This window comes from Streptomyces sp. NPDC017979, from assembly GCF_044328175.1.
Classification (GTDB): domain Bacteria; phylum Actinomycetota; class Actinomycetes; order Streptomycetales; family Streptomycetaceae; genus Streptomyces.
This window is the reverse complement of record NZ_JBIRGU010000001.1, coordinates 792,901-811,312: the sequence shown is the minus strand read 5'-3', so window position 1 is coordinate 811,312 and position 18,412 is coordinate 792,901. Positions and strand designations below refer to the sequence as shown.

Here is an 18,412-nt window from a genome sequence, read left to right as displayed (position 1 = left end):
GAGCGCGTGCGCGGTATCCGGGTCGCAGCCCCCACGGGGCAGTCAGTGGAACAAGACCCTCATTTAGGAGCGATCGTGGCTCGCGACGCTGTGCTCTCTGGCGGCTCTACCCTCAGCCCCGGGGACGCCCCCAGCACCCTGCCCACCACCCACCGGGAGCTGATCTCCTGGGTCGACGAGATCGCCGCGATCACCCAGCCCGACCGCGTCGTGTGGTGCGACGGGTCCGAGGCGGAGTACGAGCGGCTGTGCGAAGAGCTCGTCGCCAAGGGCACCTTCACCAAGCTGGACCCGGTCAAGCGGCCGAACTCGTACTACGCCGCCTCCGACCCGACCGACGTCGCCCGCGTCGAGGACCGCACCTTCATCTGCTCCGAGAAGGAGGAGGACGCCGGCCCGACGAACCACTGGAAGGCGCCCGCCGAGATGAAGGAGGTCTTCGCCGGCGAGCAGGGCATCTTCCGCGGCTCGATGCGCGGCCGGACGATGTACGTCGTCCCCTTCTGCATGGGCCCGCTCGGCTCCCCGCTCTCCGCCATCGGCGTCGAGATCACCGACTCCGCCTACGTCGCGGTCTCCATGCGCACCATGACCCGCATGGGCCGGCCCGTCCTCGACGAGCTCGGCTCCGACGGCTTCTTCGTCAAGGCCGTCCACACCCTCGGCGCCCCGCTCGCCGAGGGCGAGGCCGACGTCCCCTGGCCGTGCAACTCCACGAAGTACATCTCGCACTTCCCGGAGACCCGCGAGATCTGGTCGTACGGCTCCGGCTACGGCGGCAACGCCCTGCTCGGCAAGAAGTGCTACGCCCTGCGCATCGCCTCCGTCATGGCCCGGGACGAGGGCTGGCTCGCCGAGCACATGCTGATCCTCAAGCTCACCCCGCCGCACGGCGAGGCCGACTCCCCGAAGTACATCGCCGCGGCCTTCCCGTCCGCCTGCGGCAAGACCAACCTCGCGATGCTGGAGCCCACCATCCCCGGCTGGACCGTGGAGACCATCGGCGACGACATCGCCTGGATGCGGTTCGGCGAGGACGGCCAGCTCTACGCGATCAACCCGGAGGCCGGTTTCTTCGGCGTCGCGCCCGGCACCGGCGAGCACACCAACGCCAACGCCATGAAGACCCTGTGGGGCAACGCCGTCTTCACCAACGTCGCGCTCACCGACGACCAGGACGTCTGGTGGGAGGGCATGACGGAGGAGACCCCGGCGCACCTGACGGACTGGCGGGGCGACGACTGGACGCCGCAGAGCGCCACCCCGGCCGCCCACCCGAACGCCCGCTTCACCGTCCCCGCGGCCCAGTGCCCGACCGTCGCCCCGGAGTGGGAGGACCCCAAGGGCGTGCCGATCTCGGCGATCCTCTTCGGCGGCCGGCGCGCCTCCGCGGTCCCGCTGGTCACCGAGTCCTTCAGCTGGCAGCACGGCGTCTTCCTGGGCGCGAACGTCGCCTCCGAGAAGACCGCGGCCGCCGAGGGCAAGGTGGGCGAGCTGCGCCGCGACCCGTTCGCGATGCTGCCGTTCTGCGGCTACAACATGGGCGACTACATGGCCCACTGGATCAAGGTCGGCGCGGGTGCCGACCCGGCGAAGCTGCCGAAGATCTACTACGTGAACTGGTTCCGCAAGAACGACCAGGGCAAGTTCGTCTGGCCCGGCTTCGGCGAGAACAGCCGCGTCCTGAAGTGGATCGTCCAGCGCCTCGACGGCCGGGCCGAGGGCGTCAAGACGCCGATCGGCGTGCTGCCGACGGCGGAGTCCCTGGACACCGACGGCCTTGAGCTCTCGGCGGCGGACCTGGACTTCCTGCTCTCGGTCGACCCCGAGGTCTGGCGCGAGGAGGCCGCCCTGGTCCCCGAGCACCTGAACACCTTCGGCGACCACACCCCCAAGGAGCTGTGGGACGAGTACCGCGCCCTGGTGGCCCGACTCGGCTGACCCGCTCCCTCATGACCCGGCCCCCGCAGCCGCCCTCACGGCCGCGGGGGCCGCGCGTGTCCCGTGCACCTGGACGCAGCCGCCGTCCCCCTGCGGGAACGTCGGTCGGGGCGGGTGGCGGACGGCCCGCACGGTCTCACGCCGCGTGGGCGTCCACCCGTTCCGCCGCCAGGATCGCCACGCCCGTGTCCGCTCGTGACGCCGCGACGACCAGGGCACGGCCGGCGAGCGCGTGCGCCCTGCGGTGCAGCGCGTCCGCACCCGCACCGCTCAGTGCGGCGTGCCGCACCGGCGCGGACCCGCGCAGCCGCGCGACCTCGCGCGCGATGCGGTCGCCCGCCTCCGCGAGCCCCAGCTCGTCCGTGACGGCCAGCAGTGCCGAAAGGTGCCCGGCGAGCTGGATGTCCAACTCCTCCTCGCGGGAGCGGTGCGGATACCCCGCGGCGTCGGCCATCGTGTGGACCGACTTGGTACGGATCGGCTCGTACATGGTGATGGCCTCCTGCCCACAGTCAGGAGACCATCTTACCTTGGATTCAGTCTAAAGTTTGTGTCGGTCGGAAATTCGCACCGGTCGGGGAGGCCCGTCAGTGCTGCCCGTACCCGTCCAGGAAGTTCCCGATCCGCGTCACCGCGTCCGTCAGGTCCTGCACCGCCGGCAGCGTGACCAGTCGGAAGTGGTCGGGCTCGGGCCAGTTGAACCCGGTGCCGTGCACCACCATGATCTTCTCGGCCCGCAGCAGGTCGAGCACCATCTGCCGGTCGTCCTTGATCTTGTAGACCGTGGGGTCCAGCCGCGGGAAGAGGTACAGCGCCCCCTTGGGCTTCACGCAGGTGACCCCGGGGATCTGCGTCAGCAGGTCGTACGCCACGTCCCGCTGCTCCAGGATCCGTCCGCCGGGTAGCAGCAGGTCCTCGATGGACTGCCGCCCGCCCAGCGCGGTGGCCACCGCGTGCTGCGACGGCATGTTGGCGCACAGTCGCATGTTGGCGAGGATCGTCAGCCCCTCGATGTAGGACGACGCGTGCGCCTTGGGGCCGCAGACCGCCAGCCACCCGGAGCGGTACCCCGCCACCCGGTAGTTCTTCGACAGCCCGTTGAAGGTGAGGACGAGCAGGTCGGGGGCGATCGCGGCGGTGGGGGTGTGGGTGGCGCCGTCGTAGAGGATCTTGTCGTAGATCTCGTCGGAGCAGACGACCAGCCGGTGGCGGCGGGCGATCTCGGTGAGCCCGCGCAGCATCTCGTCGTCGTACACCGCACCCGTGGGGTTGTTCGGGTTGATGATCACGATCGCCTTGGTGCGGTCGGTGATCTTCCGCTCGATGTCGGCGAGGTCGGGCATCCAGTCGGACTGCTCGTCACAGCGGTAGTGCACCGCGGTGCCCCCGGCCAGCGACACCGACGCGGTCCACAGCGGGTAGTCGGGTGCGGGCACCAGTACCTCGTCGCCGTCGTCGAGCAGCGCCTGCATCGACATCTGGATCAGCTCGGAGACGCCGTTGCCGAGGTAGACGTCCTCGACGTCCAGATGGACGCCCTTGGTCTGGTAGTGCTGCATCACCGCGCGGCGCGCCGACAGCAGGCCCTTCGCGTCGCCGTAGCCGTGTGCGTCGCCGAGGTTGCGGAGGATGTCCTCCAAGATCTCCGGCGGGCACTCGAAGCCGAAGGCGGCCGGGTTGCCGGTGTTCAGCTTGAGGATGCGGTGGCCTGCTGCCTCCAGCCGCATCGCCTCCTCCAGCACCGGACCGCGGATCTCGTAACAGACATTGGCGAGCTTCGTCGACTGGATCACCTGCATGAGCGTGAGCTTACGGCCGCCCATGCCTGATCGCGGCGTGTTTTTGACCACGGTGCGCGGCAGCCGGCGCAACCGGGCCGCCACGGCGCCGCCCGCGCCGCCCGCCAGGCCGGTGAAGCCCCGGCGGTCGGTCTGGCGGTCGCGCAGGTGAACCCCGGGGGCGCGGCAGCGGCATCGGCGGGCTGCCGCGCCGGTCGGGAGGAACGGGCGAAGAACAGGTCCCGAGGTGCTCCATTACGGCACCTCGGGACCTGTTTGCCCGCCGACTAGACGTCGGCAGTCCTCAAGCTCTCGCGCTGAATTGACGTCAGCCGTTCGCGCAGACGTTGCCCGCGGTCGGGTTCAGCAGCGCGAGGATGTTCACGGTGTTACCGCAGACGTTGATGGGCACGTGGATCGGGACCTGGACCACATTGCCGGAGAGTACGCCGGGCGAATTGACGGCAGCCCCGTTCGCGGTCGAGTCGGCCAGGGCGGGAGCGGCGGACCCCAGCGCCAGCAGGACACCGGCGAGGGCGGCGGCAGCCTTCTTGTGCTTCATTCAATCGATCCTTTCGGCGGAGGTGCAGACCTAGCAACGTCTGAGGTTCCCGTCGGGAAACCCGCATAGCGCGACACCGAAGAAAGTCACTCGTATTTGCGAATGCTGCGGCGTGTCGCGCGCGCTGCGCGAGCTGCCGTGAAAAAGGGGGTGCCCCCGAGCGCAGTGCGCTCGGGGGCACGGGTCACGGGGTTGCGGCTCAGTTGTTGCCGGCGCCGTTGCCCGAGAGGACCGGGATGTTGCTGAGGATGTGCGACAGCGGCTCGTCGCCCTTGGCCTGGGTCGAGTTCTCGGTGCACTGCTGGTTCTGCGGGGCCGACAGGATCGGGACGTCCTGGACGGCGATCGGCACGACGCCGATCAGCGAACCGGCGTTGACCTTGGCGGGCAGGCCGATGCAGGGCTTGTTCAGCGAACCCTGGATGAGCGCCATCTGCGGGCTCATGTCGCCGTGCGTGGCGGAGTTGCCGTAGGTCTGCGAGGCGCCGTTGCCGCTGAAGGACGTGGTGCCCGTGTCGTTGCCGATGGCCATGGCCGGGGCGGCCATCGTGGCGCCGGCGCCCACCATCGAAGCGGTGACCGCAGCGGTAGCCAGAATCTTCTTGATCACGTGATGCTTCCTTTTCGCTATGAACGATCGATCGTGGAGCAGACTGATCAACTGCCCCCGATCTGATTGGTTCCGCCCGTTCACCCGAAAGCCGCAAACGCGGCCACATGGTCGACGGAAGGATTATCGGAGGGAGAACGCCGATGTGCGGGCCTCCGCTCCGAGCAGCGGACCGCGACTCGCACCCGGGCGCGCCATGCCAAGCTGGAAGCACGACTGCCCCACGACGCAATGCGCCGCCGGCTGGAGGCGTGCGCCCGGAGGACTCCGAAGCGCGGTCCGCGGCGCCATTCAAGCACCTCGTCCGGCTCAATCAAGCGCGCTGTTCACCCATCTGCCGGGTGAATTCCTGACGAGCGAAACCAATCGAAATGATGAAGCATTTAGGTCAACCGTTTTCGAGGAATCGATTCTGCGGTGGCGGGCTTCGACGGCCTGTGGCAAGGGGGAAACCGGGGGTCGATCGGGCGGGAACGGCGAACCCCGGCACCAGGCGGGTGCCGGGGTTCGTACGTGCCGTTGCTGCCGCGGGCGTGCGGTCAGCGGTTGGCGACGCCGTTGCCCGAGAGGACCGGGATGTTGCTGAGGATGTGCGACAGCGGCTCGTCGCCCTTGGCCTGGGTCGAGTTCTCGGTGCACTGCTGGTTCTGCGGGGCCGACAGGATCGGGACGTCCTGGACGGCGATCGGCACCAGGCCGACGAGGGAGCCGACGTTGCCCTTGATCGGCAGCGCGACACAGGGCTTGTTCAGCGAGCCCTGGACGAGGCCGAGCTGCGGGCTCATGTCGCCGTAGGTCTCGGAGTTGCCGTACGTCTGCGACGAGTTGTTGCCGCTGACGGACGTCGTGCCCTGGTGGTCGCCGATGGCCATAGCCTGCGCCGCGCCCGCGCCGACCACGGTGAGCGAGACCGCCGCAGTCGCCATAACCTTCTTGAGCATGTTCAGTCCTTCGGTGTCGTGGATGCCCACTAGCGGAGCGCCCTGACAACAGGGCCCCCGGAAGTTTGGTTCTCCCGGTTCACTCCAATGGCGGCGCACGCCCGGCCCGCGGCCCGTGGGGGCGGGGTGGCGGGTGGGGGCGTTGGGCCGAACGGGGGGCACCCGTCACCTCACCCGTGTCCCCGTCACCTGTCTTCCGTTTCGACATGTGTGAGCCCTCACGCAGGGCAGAACATCGAACAGAAGGTGCTATTTCTCATGAAGACTGCCAAGAAGGTCGCTGTGGTGCTCGCCACCGCCGGTATCGCCGCTGGTGCCGCTTCCGGTTCCGCGTTCGCCAGCAGCGATGCGAACGGTGCCGCCGCCAACTCCCCGGGCGTCCTGTCCGGCAACGTTGTGCAGGTCCCGGTGCACGTGCCGGTGAACGTGTGCGGCAACTCCATCAACGTCATCGGGCTGCTGAACCCGGCGTTCGGTAACACCTGCGTGAACGGCTGACGTTCCCACACGTCACATTGCACGTCGCAGTGAGGGTGGCGCCCCGGTCCAACCGGGGCGCCACCCTTCGTGTTGCCCCGGCGCCGGCGGGCGCGCAGGCTGGACGCGGCGGAGGGGCGCGGCCCGCCGAAGCGCCGCGCCCCTCCGTCCACCCCGGCCGGGCCGGGTGCGTCGAGCCCTCTCCGGTCAGCCGCCGACCGAGATGCCGCCGAGCATCGGGGTGAGCTGACCGGCGGTCTTCAGGACGCGCTCGGGAGCCTGCCCCTTGATGCTGTTGAGCTCGAACGCCGTGTCGGCCGCGTCCTTGACCACGTTGCCGCTGCCGCCGTTCAGCAGCGGGGTCTCGTTGACGACGTGCGCCAGGCCGCCGTTGAGGCTCATGGGAGGCATGGCCGACGGCGTCGCGGCCATCGCGGGCGACGCCGCACCGACCGCCGCCACCGAACCGGCGATGACCGCGGCGACCCTGGAGTACTTCATTCTTCTGATCCCTTCCTCCGGCGGCGGTTCTCGCCGTCGTCGCCCTGGACAACGACGCTCACGCCCAGGGGTTATCGCACTCCGCAACAGCAGCGGAAAATCGCATAACGAGCGTGCCGGGAAAAGGATGTGCCGGATCATCCGAAGGTTTATAGCTGCAACTCTTACGCGTTCTTCAGATGGCGGCACGGGCGCGTCCAACATGATGACCGCCCGGTCTCCATGTCAAAGTGCACTCCTGTTTTTGTCATGTTGAACGAGTGGGAGAGGCAGCGCATGTCGAACTCGCCGGGTTTCACCACGAAGGACGCACCGGGGGACGTGCACACGTACCGCCGGCCCTTCCTCGCCCCCCTTCCCGCTCTGCCGTTCCTCTCCGTCCTGTCGTTCCTGCTCCTGCTGTCGGCCGCGCCGGCCGTCGGCGCGGCGGTGGCGGACGTCGAAGAGTCGCCGCGCATCCCCTTCGCCCAGCGCTACCACGCCGTCCAGCACGGCGGCATCGCGCGGGCCGCGAACTCGGCGATCACCTGCCGCACCCGGCACACCGCCAAGGCCGCCGACTGCGCGGCGGTCAAGCAGGGCGGGCGCGGGGTGAACAGCGACTACGAGATGTTCTACGTCGACGAGGACGACGACCCCAACACGTACAACTCCAGCCGGGCCCATCTCGCGCTGCCCGCCAACTCGCGCGTCACGTACGCCCGTCTGTACTGGGGCGGCAACCTGCGGGTCGGCGAGCAGAAGCCGCCGAAGGACAACGGGCGGGTGCTGATCGCCGAACCGGGCGGGCGGTACAAGGAAGTGCTCGCGGACACCCGCACCGCCCACCGGGACGCCGCCGGCGCCGACGCCTTCCAGGCGTCCGCCGACATCACCCCGCTGGTCCGCGACAGCCGCGCCGGACTGTGGACCGTGGCGCAGGTCAACGTCGCCATGGGGCACTCGAAGGTGGGCGCCTGGGGCGGCTGGACGCTGGTCGTCGCGTACGAGAACAGCGCCGAACCGCTGCGTCAACTCGCCCTCTGGGACGGCTTCGAGGCGCTGGACGCGACCCGCGCCCGGCAGGACGTGAAGCTGGGCGGGCTCAGGATCCCCGCCCGCGCCAAGGGCACCGCCGGATTCGTCGCGTACGACGGCGACCGCGGCGTCACCGGCGACGCGCTGAACGTGCGGACGAATTCCGGGAAGGACCACTCCGTGCACGACGCGACGAATCCGGCTGCGGACGTCATGAACTCCACCATCAGCAATCCCGGCCCTGCCGTACAGAGGCAACCGGCCCATCTGAACACCCTCGGATACGAATCCGACGTCGTGGACATCAGTTCCGCACTGGTGTCCGGGGGCACCAGTTTGAGTTTCCGCTTCACGACCGAATCTGACGATAACCCCGGTTACTTCCTCGGCGTTCTCTTCGTGCAGGCAGACACCCGCCGTTGACGTTCACCCCGGCGCTGCTCGCCCCGAGCCTGTTTCCCTCCCCGTACCAAGAGAGCTGCCCGTGCTGCACCGTTTCCGGGCCGAGTCCGGCCGACCGACGATCCTCCACCTGGCGCAGCCGGTGGAGGGGGGAGTCGCGCGCGTGGTCGCCGACCTCGTGCGCGCACAACTCGCCGCGGGGCTCCGCGTCGAGGTCGCCTGCCCGACCGGCGGGGAGCTCGCCGACCGGGTGGCCCGCGCCGGGGCACCCGTGCACCACTGGCCCGCGGTGCGCCAGCCGGGGCCCGCGCTCGCGCGGGAGGTGTGGACCGCGTCCCGGCTGGTCCGCCGCAGCGGCTGCGGCCTGGTGCACGCGCACAGCGCCAAGGCGGGACTGGCCGCCCGGCTCGCGGTCCGCGGCCGGGTGCCCACCGTCTTCCAGCCGCACGCCTGGTCCTTCGACGCCGTCGAAGGGCGCGCCGCGCAACTCGCCCTGACCTGGGAGCGTTACGGCAGCCGCTGGGCCGCCCGCACCCTGTGCGTCAGCGAGACCGAGCGACGGGCCGGCGAAGCGGCCGGGATCGCCGCCCGCTGGGCCGTGATCCACAACGGCGTCGACCTCGACCACTTCGGACCCGTCGGCGAACAGCGCCCGGTCCGGGCGGCGTTGCCGCAGCTCGCGGACGCACCGGCGGGTGCGCCCGTCGTGGTGTGCGTGGGGCGGCTGTGCCGGCAGAAGGGGCAGGACGTGCTGCTGCGGGCCTGGCCCGCGGTGCTCACGGCCGTGCCCGAAGCCCGACTCGTACTCGTCGGCGACGGACCCGACCGGCCGCAGCTCGTACGACTCGCCCCGCCCGGCGTCCTGTTCACCGGCGCGGCGGCCGACGTACGGCCCTGGCTGGGCGCCGCCGACCTGGTCGTGCTGCCGTCCCGCTGGGAGGGGATGGCGTTGGCGCCGCTGGAGGCCATGGCGTCGGGTCGGCCCGTGGTGCTGACCGACGTCAGCGGCGCCCGGGAGAGCCTGCCGCCCGGCCACGACGCCCACTGCCTCGTACCGCCCGACGACCCCCGCGCGCTCGCCACCGCGCTCACCGCGCTGCTGGCCGACGCGGAACTGCGCACCCGCATCGGGCGGCAGGCACAGGACCACACGCGGGCCACCCGTGACGTACGACGGACGGCCGCCGCCGTCCACGACCTCTATCAGGACCTGCTCGACGCGCCCCACCCCACGACGAGGAAGCACACCTGGCGATGACGACGGAGAGCGCACCGGCGCCCCACCACACCCTCCCTCCCGTCGCCGTGCCGGCGCCGGCCACGCCCCTGCGCGGGCCCCACCGCAGCCGTCGGGCGCCACACATCCGACCGGGGCTGCGGGCCGCCCGCCGGGTCGGCTCCACGGCCTGGCTGTGCGCGGCGGACGTCCTCGCGCTCGCCGGCACGGTGATCCTGATCCCGCCGCAGCCGTGGCCCATCGTCGCGCTCGTCCTCGCCGCGGCGCTCCAACCCGTGGTGCACGCCTGCCACGGCCTGTACCGGCCGAGCCTGTCGCCGTCGGCGCTCGCCGACGTGCCCGCGCTCGCCGGGCTCGCCCTGGTGCAGTGGCTGCTGCTGAGCGAGGTCCTGGCGGCGTACGACCCGCGGCTCGCCGTCGCCTGGCGCTCGGTGCTGCTCGCCGTGCTCCTCCAGACCCTGCTGTGCTGCGGGGCCCGCGCGCTGCGGTACGCGGTGCGCCGGCGCCGCGCGGCGCGCCGGCCGCAGTCCGTGCTGGTCGTGGGCGCCGGGCCGATCGCCCACCAGGTGACCGTCGCGCTGCTGGAGCGCCCCCGGTACGGGATGCGGCCCGTCGGCCAGGTCGGCGCCGCAGGCACCGGCACCCTGCCGCAGCTCACCACCGTCGAGGACGTCAGCCGGGCCGTCATCCAAAACGACGTCCGGCACGCGGTCTTCACCCGGCAGCCCGGCGGCGACCACGAGTCGACCGCCCTGATCGGGCTGTTCGCCGAGCACGGCTGCCGGCTGTGGCTGGTCGACGGCGGGGCCGCGACCGGGAACCTGTGGCGGTGCGCCGTGGGCCGCGACCACCTGTGGGGCTTCTCCGTGCAGCCGCTGAACGCCGGGTTGCACCGGCCCGTGGCCCGGGCCGTCAAGCGGACCATCGACGTCGTGCTCGCCGGCGCCGCGCTGATCGTGGCCGGGCCCGTGCTGGCGGTGTGCGCCCTCGCCGTGCGCCTGTCCGACGGGCCCGGCGTCATCTTCCGCCAGGAGCGCATCGGGATCGACGGCCGGCCCTTCACGCTGCTGAAGTTCCGCACCATGGCGCCCGCCGACGAACACGAGTCCGCGACCCTGTGGAACATCGCACTCGACCGTCGGGTGAGCGTCACCGGAAAAATGCTGCGGCGCACCTCGCTGGACGAGCTGCCGCAGTTGTGGAACGTGGTCCGCGGCGACATGAGCCTGGTCGGGCCGCGGCCGGAACGCCCGTACTACGTCGGAAAGTTCAGCCACGCCTACCCCGGCTACCGGGCCCGCCACCGGATGCCGGTCGGCCTCACCGGGCTCGCGCAGGTCAACGGCTTGCGCGGGGACACCTCCATCGAGGAGCGGGCCCGCTTCGACAACCACTACATCGACACGTGGTCGCCCTGGCAGGACGTGTGCATCCTGGCGCGCACCGCGGCGACGCTGTTCCGGCTCGGAGGAAGCTGACGATGGCCGCGTCGTGGGCCGCGCCGCTGCTGCGTACGACCGCCGCGCCCCGGAACGTGACGGCGACGTTGCTGCCGTTGCTGCCGCTACTGGCGACGGTGGTGCTGCTGGCGTTCCCGCTGGCGCAGGTGCAGGCGGGTGGGCGCGGCGGGCTCGGTCCCGCGGACGTGGCGTCGGGCGGGCTGGTGCTCGTCGGCGTGGCGCGGGCGGTACGGGACCGGGCCCGGCCGCTGAGCGGCGCGGCTGCGGTCGTCATCGGTGCGCCCGCGGTGGCGATCGCGCTGGCCACGGTCACGGCGGCGGACCCGGCGGCGGCCGTGCCCGGGTTCGTCCGCTACCTCCAGGTGTTCGTCCTCGTGCCGGCCGCGGTCCTGCTCGTGGTGCGCGACGCCCGCGACTTCCGGCTCGTCATCGGCGCGTTCGCGGCGCTCGCGCTCGTGCAGGGCGCGATCGGGGTGCACCAGTACGCCACCGGGACCGGCGCCTCCTACGCGGGCGCGGACATCAGGGCCGTCGGCACCTTCGGCGCCTCGGACGTCATGGGCATGGCCACCGTGGTGGCGTACGGGCTGTTGGGCGCCGCGGCGCTCGCGCTGGGCGCGCGCCGTGCGGACGCGCCCCGCTGGCTGGGGCCGGTGGCCGCGGGCGCCGCGGTCCTGCTCGTCGTGCCGCTCGCGCTGTCCTTCAGCCGCGGCGCGTGGATCGCCACCGCGCTCGCCGTGCTGGCGGTGCTGCTGCTGTCCGGCGTGCGCCGGGCGCTCGCGGTGCTCGCGGTCGCGGCGGCCGCCGGGGTCGTCCTCGTCGGCGGCTTCGGCGTCGGCTCGGCGGCGATGGGGGAGCGGCTCGGCAGCATCACCGAGGTCGCGGACGCCCCGGACCGCTCGGTCACCGACCGGTACGCCATGTGGGCGGCGGCGCAGGACATGTGGCGCGGGGCGCCCGTGACCGGCGTCGGGCTCAAGGGCTTCCCCGACCACCGCGACGCGCACGCCTCCGTCGGACTCTCGTCCGGGAGCGACACTGCCGGCGCCGGGCAGGAGTTCCAGCGGCAGCCGCTGCTCTCCCCGCACAACATGTACTTGCTGATCCTCAGCGAACAGGGGCTCGTCGGCGCCACCGCGTTCGTGGGGAGTTGGGCGGCGCTGCTGGTGGGCGGGGTGCGCCGGCTCCTGAAGGGGCGCGGGCGCGGGCCCGGTGCGCGGGACGTGGGGCTCGCGGCCGTCGCGCTGCTGCTGTGGCAGACGGTGGACTTCCTGTACGCGGACATCGGCGGCCCGTCGACGGTGCTGACCGGGATCGTGCTCGGGCTCGCGGCGTGCTGGGCGCTGGCGCCGCTGCCGGAGGCGGACACCGCATGACGCAGGCGCAGCGCTCCCCGGAGACCTCCCGCGGCGAGTCCTTCCGGCTCGGCAACGTGCTGGCCCGGGCCGCGGCGGTCACCGCCGGGCTGACGGTCGCGGGCGCGCTCCTCGGGCTCGTACGGGACCAGGCCATCGCGCAGATCTACGGCGCGAGCGTCGACAGCGACGCGTTCCTGATCGCCTGGACCGTCCCGGAGATGGCGGCGACCCTGCTGATCGAGGACGCGATGGCGCTGCTGCTGGTGCCCGCGTTCAGCCACGCGCTGGCCGAACGGGCGGCGCACCGGCCCGATCCGGTGCGGGCGCTCGTCGGGTCGACCTTCCCGAAGCTGTTCGCCGTGCTGGCCGCGGCGACCGGGCTGCTGATGGTCTTCACGCCGCAGTTCGTGGCGGCCCTCGCGCCCGGCTTCGCCGCCCCCGAACTCGCCGTCGACTGCACCCGGCTGACCGCGCTGACGGTCCTCACCTTCGGCCTCGCGGGCTACTTCAGCGCGGCCCTGCGCGCCCACGGCCGCTTCGTGCCGCCCGCGGGCGTCTACGTCGCGTACAACACCGGCATCATCGCGACCACGATCGCGCTGCACGCCCTGTGGGGCGTCCGGGCGGCAGCGGCCGGCGTCGCGGTGGGCGGCGCGCTGATGGTCCTCGTCCAACTACCGACCTTCGCCCACCACGTGCTGGGCGCGCCCCGGCGCGCCCGGCGCGGGGGCGGGGTGCCGCGCCCCAGGTCCGCGGGGCCCGCCGGCGCGGACGGTGAGACGGGCACGCGCGCGGACGCGGACGCGGAGCCGGCGGCGGACGGCGGGGCGTGCCCCGCGGCCTCCCACGACGGCGGACCGCAGTCCCGCCGCGCGGACGGACCCGAAGGAGCCGGCACCCGCGGTGCGTTCGGTGGCGACACGGCCGGCGGTGCGGGGGCCCGTACGGAAGCGGAGGGCGCGGGCCGGGCCGCTGGTGACGGCGAGACCGTGAGCCGTCCGGGTCCGGAGGCGTGCGCGGGTGTCGGGGGGCCGGGTGCGGAGTCCGTGGCCGACGGCGGCGCTGACGAGGGGGCCACCGCCGGCCGGCCCGGCCGGGCCCTGCGGCGCGCGGGTGCGTGCGCAAGTGCGGCCGACGGCGGCGCGCGCACCCGCAGTGCGGGTGTCGGCGCACCGGGTGCGGGGGCCGGCAAGGCGCTCGGCGGGGAGGGCGGGCGCGGAGGGTACGGCGTCGGGCTGGCTCTGCTCGCGCCGATCGTGTTCTTCGCCGTCAGCCGTCAGTCGCAGGTGCTCGTCGAGCGCTTCCTCGCGTCGTCCCTGCCCAGCGGCGCCATCTCGCACCTCAACTACGCGCAGAAGGTCGCGCAGATGCCGATGGTGCTGTCGCTGATGTTCTGCACCGTCACCTTTCCCGTCGTGGCCAAGGCCATGGCCGAGGGCGACCGAGAGGGCGCGCGGCGGCGGGTGGAGAACGACCTCGCGCTCGCGGGGCTGGTCGTGCTCCTCGGGACCGCGCTCATCGTCGGGTACGCGCCGCAGATCGTCGAAGTCCTCTTCCAACGCGGTGCGTTCGACGCCGAGGACACCGAGTCCACCGCGACCGTGATGCGGGTGTACGCCGTCGGGCTCCTCGGGCACACCCTCGTCGGCGCGCTGGGGCGGCCGTTCTTCTCGACCGGGCGGCCCACCTGGTACCCGCCCGCCGCGATGGCCGGCGGGCTCGTCGTCACCGTCGTCGCCGGGGCGTGGGCCGTCGGACCGTGGGGCGTGTACGGGATCGCCGCCGCCAACGCAGCCGGCATCACCACCACCGCCCTGCTCCTGCTGCGCGGGCTCGGCTCCCGGGTGGTCTCCATCGAAGTGCGGGCCATCAGCCGGGCCCTGGGCAGGCTCGCGGTCGCCGCCGCGGCCGCGGCGCTCGCCGGGCTGCTGGCCGCCGGCGCCGTCGACGGCGCACTGCCCTCCCTCCTTCTCGGCGCCCTGCTCGTCCCCGCCGTCTTCACCGTCACCGGGCTCGCGGTCCGAGCCCCCGAAGTCGTCCACCTGCTGGCACTCACCCGACGGAGGATCGCCCGACATGTCCGCTGACACGGCCCTCGCACGCGCCCAACTCCCGTTCGTCCCCACCGCCGCGCTGACCGACGTGACCACCCGACCGCCGTGGATCTTGATGTACCACTCGGTGGCCGACCCCACCCACGACCCGTACCGCATCACCGTCGCCCCCGACCGGCTCGACCGCCACCTGCGCTGGCTGCACCGGCGCGGACTGACCGGCGTCAGCGTCTCCGCGCTGCTGCGCGCCCGCGCCGAGGGGCGGGACCGCGGGCTCGTCGGCCTCACCTTCGACGACGGCTACGCCGACTTCGCCGCCGCCGCGCTGCCCGTACTGCGGCGGCACGAGTGCAGCGCCACCCTCTTCGTGCTGCCCGGCCGGCTCGGCGGCGACAACGCCTGGGACCCCGAAGGCCCACGAAGACCCCTGGTCGACGAGGCCGACCTGCGCGCCGCAGCCGCCGCCGGCACGGAGATCGCCTCGCACGGCCTGTACCACGTGGACCTCACCCGGCTCGACGCCGAAGCGCTGCGCGAGGAGACCGCGCGCAGCCGCACCTGGCTGGCCGAACTGACCGGCCGCGCCCCGCAGGGCTTCTGCTACCCGTACGGCGCGGTCGACGAGCGGGTGGCGTCCGCCGTGCGCGAGGCGGGATACGCCTACGGCTGCGCGATCCGCCCGCCCGCCGGGCTCGGCGGCCCGTACGCCCTCGCCCGTACGCACGTCAGCCAGGCCGACCGCGGGGGACGGCTGTGGGCGAAGCGGCTGCGGCACCGGGCGGGGCCGTGGTGACCGACGCGCCACGGGTGCTGCACGTCATCACCGGGCTGGGCGTCGGCGGGGCCGAGCACCAGCTCCGGCTGCTGCTGCGTCACCTCCCGGCCCGCTGCGACGTGGTGACGCTCACCAACCCCGGTGCCGTCGCGGACGGGCTGCGCGCGGACGGGGTGCGCGTCACCGACCTGGCGATGCGCGGCAACCGCGACCTGGCGGCGCTGCCGCGGCTGACCCGGCTGATCAGGTCCGGCGGCTACGACCTCGTCCACACGCACCTGTACCGGGCGTGCGTGTACGGGCGGATCGCGGCGCGCCTCGCCGGGGTCCGTGCGGTCGTGGCCACCGAGCACTCCCTGGGCGCCGCCGAGATCGAGGGGCGCCCGCTGACCGCGGGCACCCGCGCGCTGTACCGGGCCACCGAACGGCTGGGGACGGCGACCGTCGCCGTCTCCGCGACCGTGGCCGAACGCCTCGCCGCGTGGGGCGTGCCCGGCGACCGGATCCACACCGTGCCGAACGGCGTCGATGCCGAACGCTTCCGCTTCGACCCGGGTGTGCGCGCTGCGGTGCGCGCGGCGCTCGGGGTGCCGCCGGGGGCGCACGCCGTCGGCGGGGTGGGGCGGCTGGTGCCGGGCAAGCGCTTCGACGCCCTGGTGCGGGCGGTGGCCGCGGTCGCCGCCGAGGGGCGTGAGGTGGTGCTGCTGATCGCCGGCGACGGGCCCGAGCGGGGTGCGTTGCAGCGGCTGGCGGCGCGGCTCGGGGTGGCGGAGCGCGTACGGCTGCTCGGCGAGTGCGGCCAGGAGGGCGGGGGCGGCGCGCCGTCGGTCCCGGAACTCCTGGGCGCGCTCGACCTCTTCGTCTCCACCTCCGCCGAGGAAGCCTTCGGGCTCGCCGTCGTCGAGGCGCTCGCCGCGGGGCTGCCCGTGCTGTACCGGACCTGCCCCGCCGTCGAGGACCTGCCGCCGCACGAGGCGCCCGGCGCCCGGCGCGTCACCGGCGGCGACGACGCCCTCGTCCGGGCGCTGCGCGAGCAGACGACGGCGGCCGGGGCGCGCAGGTCGGCGGTGCCGCCGGTGGTGCGGCGGTACGCGGTGGCGCGCACCGCGGAGCAGGTGATGGACGTCTACCGGCGCGCCCTCGCGGTCGGGCGCCCGGTGCTGCCGCCCCAGGGTCGGCCCCCTGAACACCACCATCCGAATCCGATCGAGAGAACCAGCCGATGAAGCCCATGAAGCCGATGAAGTCGACGAAGCAGTCCAAGGAACAGCCGGCCGGCGTGACGGAGCCCGCCGTCGAGGAACCGGCCGAAGCCGAGCCCGCCGTCGAGGAGCCCGCTGCGGAGCCGCCCGCAGCGAAGGAGCCGCGACGCACGGGGCGCGGCCGGCCGGGCAAGTGGGCCGCCCGCGCCCGCGCGCGGGGCCGGCGGCTGCCGCCGTGGTGGCCGCTGCCGGCGCTCGTGGCGGCGGGCGGGCTGTGCGGTGCCGGGTACGGACTGCTCGCCACGCCCGAGTACGCCGCCACGAGCTACGTCGTCGCCGTGACCGGCAAGGACGCCCAGCCCGGCGCCGCGCTCGGCTTCGCCCAGGCGTACGGCCGCATCGCCACCAGCGACTCCACGATCGCGTACGCCCGGGTGGCCGCCGGCATGCCCGCCGACGAACTGCGCAGCCGGGTGCGCACGGAAACCTCGCCCGACTCGCCGATGATCGCGATCACCGGCACGTCCGACCGGCGCGGCGAGGCCGCGGACATCGCGAACGCCGTCGCGGACGCGGTCTTCGTCAGCAGCAACCAGGTCGCCAAGAACACCGGCGTCCAACTGCTCAGCTTCTCCCGCGCCATCCCGCCCGCCGAGCCGGTCTCGCCGTCCGCGCCGATCGGCGCCGGGGTCGGGGCGGCGGCGGGCGGGCTGATCGGCGGGCTGGTGCTGTTGGTGCGGCCCCGCGGCGTGCGGCGCACCGAGGGCGGTCCGGTGGAGGAGGGCGCGGTGACCGTGTCCGTGCCGGCGCCCGCGGCCGAGTTGGAACGGGTGTGACGGCCGCGGGCGGGGCGGACCTCGCGGTCACCCTCTGCCGGGACGAACGCGCCTTCGCCCGGCTGCGCCCCGAGTGGGACGACCTGCAACGGCGCTGCTCGACCGCGACCCCCTTCCAGCGCCACGCGTGGCTGGAATCCTGGTGGCAGTCGTACGGGACGCGGGGCCGGCTGCGGATCGTGCTGGTGCGGCGGGCCGGACAACTGGTCGCCGCTGCACCGTTGATGCTGGTCCACCGGCCGATGCCGCTGCTGGTCGCCATCGGCGGCGGCATCTCCGACTACGCGGACGTCCTCCTCGACGACACCGATGAACTCTCCGCCGGCGAGGCGGTCGACGCACTGGCGCGCGGGCTCCGGCGGGCCGCCCGGCACGCCGTGATCGACCTGCGCGAGGTGCGCCCCGGCGCCGCCGCGCAGCGGCTGTACGCCCGGTGGACCGGTGCCCGGCACCGTCGGGCGGACTCGGTGTGCCTGGAACTCCCGGCGATGCCCATGGACGAACTGGTCAAGCGGCTGCCGACGGCGCGCGCCCAACGCGTCCGGGCCAAGCTGCGCAGGATCGACGCGCAGGCCATCGAGGGCGTCAGCGTGGGCGAGCAGCGGGTGCCGGAGGCCGTGGGCCATCTGCTGCGGCTGCACGAACTCCAGTGGCGGGGGCGGGGCGTCACCGCCGAACACCTGCGCCCCCGGTTCGCCGAACACCTGGTGCGGGCGACTCGGCGCATGGTCCGCGACGGCGAAGCGGCGCTCACGGAGTACCGGATGGACGGCGAGGTCGTCGCCGCGAGCATCACCCTGCTGTCCGACGAGCTCACCGGCGGGTACCTGTACGGCGCGCACCCGCGGCTGCGGGAGCACAAGGTCGACGTGGCGACGATGCTGCTGCGCCACGAGGCGGACTTCGCGGCGCGGACGGGGCGGCGGGTGGTGAGCCTGCTGCGGGGGGCGGAGCCGTACAAGAACCACTGGCGCCCGGAGGCGGTGGCCAACCAGCGGCTGATGCTGGCCCCGCGCGCGCTCGCCCCCGTGCTTCACCTCCACGCGACCCGCGCGGACTGGCGCGCCCGCGCCTCCAAAACGGTGGCGCGCCGCGTCCCCCACGCCCGCGCCTGGCGCGCGAGGGCCCGCGCTTGGCGCGCCCGTGCCTAGGCCGTGTCTTCGAAGTCCCGTCTGCCCGTCGTGCCCTGGTACGCACGCTTGCTGCGTTGTCGTCGGTCGCCAATACTCCGCATTGGCTTCCTCCTCCGCCTTGCAATCGC

At 73.2% G+C, this 18,412-nt stretch carries 17 protein-coding genes; 11 read left to right on the top strand and 6 right to left on the bottom strand.

All coding sequences use genetic code 11. From position 1 onward, the window contains the following. Positions 1–75 precede the first annotated feature (75 nt). On the top strand, positions 76–1,941 hold the full coding sequence (locus tag ACH4E8_RS03445) for a phosphoenolpyruvate carboxykinase (GTP) (protein ID WP_398443893.1): 1,866 nt from the start codon (positions 76–78) through the stop codon (positions 1,939–1,941). A gap of 136 nt (positions 1,942–2,077) precedes the next feature. On the opposite strand, the gene ACH4E8_RS03440 is transcribed toward ACH4E8_RS03445, so the two are convergent. The 5 genes from ACH4E8_RS03440 to ACH4E8_RS03420 all read right to left on the bottom strand — a co-directional run bounded on the left by ACH4E8_RS03440 (position 2,078) and on the right by ACH4E8_RS03420 (position 5,832). Then, entirely contained in the window at positions 2,078–2,431 is a 354-nt protein-coding gene (locus tag ACH4E8_RS03440; protein ID WP_398443891.1) for a hypothetical protein, read from the bottom strand. A 97-nt stretch (positions 2,432–2,528) separates the two neighbouring features. Further along, the gene (locus tag ACH4E8_RS03435; RefSeq protein ID WP_398443889.1) at positions 2,529–3,740 is read right to left on the bottom strand and encodes a pyridoxal phosphate-dependent aminotransferase; all 1,212 of its coding nucleotides are present in this window, start codon (positions 3,738–3,740) and stop codon (positions 2,529–2,531) included. A 307-nt stretch (positions 3,741–4,047) separates the two neighbouring features. Further along, positions 4,048–4,281 carry a chaplin gene (locus ACH4E8_RS03430; RefSeq protein ID WP_398443887.1) on the bottom strand — a complete coding sequence of 78 codons (234 nt, stop codon included), beginning with the start codon at positions 4,279–4,281 and terminating at the stop codon, positions 4,048–4,050. A 199-nt stretch (positions 4,282–4,480) separates the two neighbouring features. After that, on the bottom strand, positions 4,481–4,891 hold the full coding sequence (locus ACH4E8_RS03425) for a rodlin (protein ID WP_361546197.1): 411 nt from the start codon (positions 4,889–4,891) through the stop codon (positions 4,481–4,483). Between the two features lie 539 nt (positions 4,892–5,430). Further along, the gene (locus tag ACH4E8_RS03420; RefSeq protein WP_398443885.1) at positions 5,431–5,832 is read right to left on the bottom strand and encodes a rodlin; all 402 of its coding nucleotides are present in this window, start codon (positions 5,830–5,832) and stop codon (positions 5,431–5,433) included. Positions 5,833–6,090: 258 nt separating this feature from the next. On the opposite strand from ACH4E8_RS03420, the gene ACH4E8_RS03415 reads away from it, so the two are divergent. Next, the gene (locus tag ACH4E8_RS03415; protein ID WP_361546191.1) at positions 6,091–6,330 is read left to right on the top strand and encodes a chaplin; all 240 of its coding nucleotides are present in this window, start codon (positions 6,091–6,093) and stop codon (positions 6,328–6,330) included. A 186-nt stretch (positions 6,331–6,516) separates the two neighbouring features. Here ACH4E8_RS03415 and ACH4E8_RS03410 read toward each other — a convergent pair whose 3' ends face one another. Beyond that, positions 6,517–6,810, bottom strand: coding sequence for a hypothetical protein (locus ACH4E8_RS03410; protein WP_398443883.1), 294 nt, complete (start codon positions 6,808–6,810; stop codon positions 6,517–6,519). Between the two features lie 276 nt (positions 6,811–7,086). Here ACH4E8_RS03410 and ACH4E8_RS03405 point away from each other — a divergent pair, with 276 nt between their 5' ends. The 9 genes from ACH4E8_RS03405 to ACH4E8_RS03365 all read left to right on the top strand — a co-directional run bounded on the left by ACH4E8_RS03405 (position 7,087) and on the right by ACH4E8_RS03365 (position 18,302). Then, positions 7,087–8,250 (top strand): DUF3344 domain-containing protein, encoded by a 1,164-nt coding sequence (locus tag ACH4E8_RS03405; protein WP_398443881.1) that lies wholly within the window; start codon positions 7,087–7,089, stop codon positions 8,248–8,250. Positions 8,251–8,311: 61 nt separating this feature from the next. Continuing rightward, positions 8,312–9,487, top strand: coding sequence for a glycosyltransferase (locus ACH4E8_RS03400; protein WP_398443879.1), 1,176 nt, complete (start codon positions 8,312–8,314; stop codon positions 9,485–9,487). Continuing rightward, complete coding sequence (locus ACH4E8_RS03395; RefSeq protein ID WP_398443877.1) at positions 9,484–10,944, top strand: exopolysaccharide biosynthesis polyprenyl glycosylphosphotransferase; 1,461 nt, start codon at positions 9,484–9,486, stop codon at positions 10,942–10,944. Before ACH4E8_RS03400 ends, ACH4E8_RS03395 begins: the two co-directional genes overlap by 4 nt. Before the next feature lie 2 nt (positions 10,945–10,946). Further along, positions 10,947–12,302, top strand: a complete 1,356-nt coding sequence (locus ACH4E8_RS03390) for an O-antigen ligase family protein (protein ID WP_398443875.1) — start codon at positions 10,947–10,949, stop codon at positions 12,300–12,302. Beyond that, positions 12,299–14,371 carry a lipid II flippase MurJ gene (locus ACH4E8_RS03385; RefSeq protein ID WP_398443873.1) on the top strand — a complete coding sequence of 691 codons (2,073 nt, stop codon included), beginning with the start codon at positions 12,299–12,301 and terminating at the stop codon, positions 14,369–14,371. The genes ACH4E8_RS03390 and ACH4E8_RS03385 overlap by 4 nt, the downstream gene beginning before the upstream one ends. Then, positions 14,361–15,131 (top strand): polysaccharide deacetylase family protein, encoded by a 771-nt coding sequence (locus ACH4E8_RS03380; protein ID WP_398443871.1) that lies wholly within the window; start codon positions 14,361–14,363, stop codon positions 15,129–15,131. Before ACH4E8_RS03385 ends, ACH4E8_RS03380 begins: the two co-directional genes overlap by 11 nt. Beyond that, positions 15,128–16,339: a glycosyltransferase gene (locus ACH4E8_RS03375; protein ID WP_398443870.1), complete on the top strand. Its 1,212-nt coding sequence runs from the start codon at positions 15,128–15,130 to the stop codon at positions 16,337–16,339. Before ACH4E8_RS03380 ends, ACH4E8_RS03375 begins: the two co-directional genes overlap by 4 nt. Next, on the top strand, positions 16,336–17,151 hold the full coding sequence (locus tag ACH4E8_RS03370) for a lipopolysaccharide biosynthesis protein (protein WP_398443868.1): 816 nt from the start codon (positions 16,336–16,338) through the stop codon (positions 17,149–17,151). The genes ACH4E8_RS03375 and ACH4E8_RS03370 overlap by 4 nt, the downstream gene beginning before the upstream one ends. Beyond that, entirely contained in the window at positions 17,148–18,302 is a 1,155-nt protein-coding gene (locus ACH4E8_RS03365; RefSeq protein WP_398443866.1) for a GNAT family N-acetyltransferase, read from the top strand. The genes ACH4E8_RS03370 and ACH4E8_RS03365 overlap by 4 nt, the downstream gene beginning before the upstream one ends. Positions 18,303–18,412: the final 110 nt, after the last annotated feature.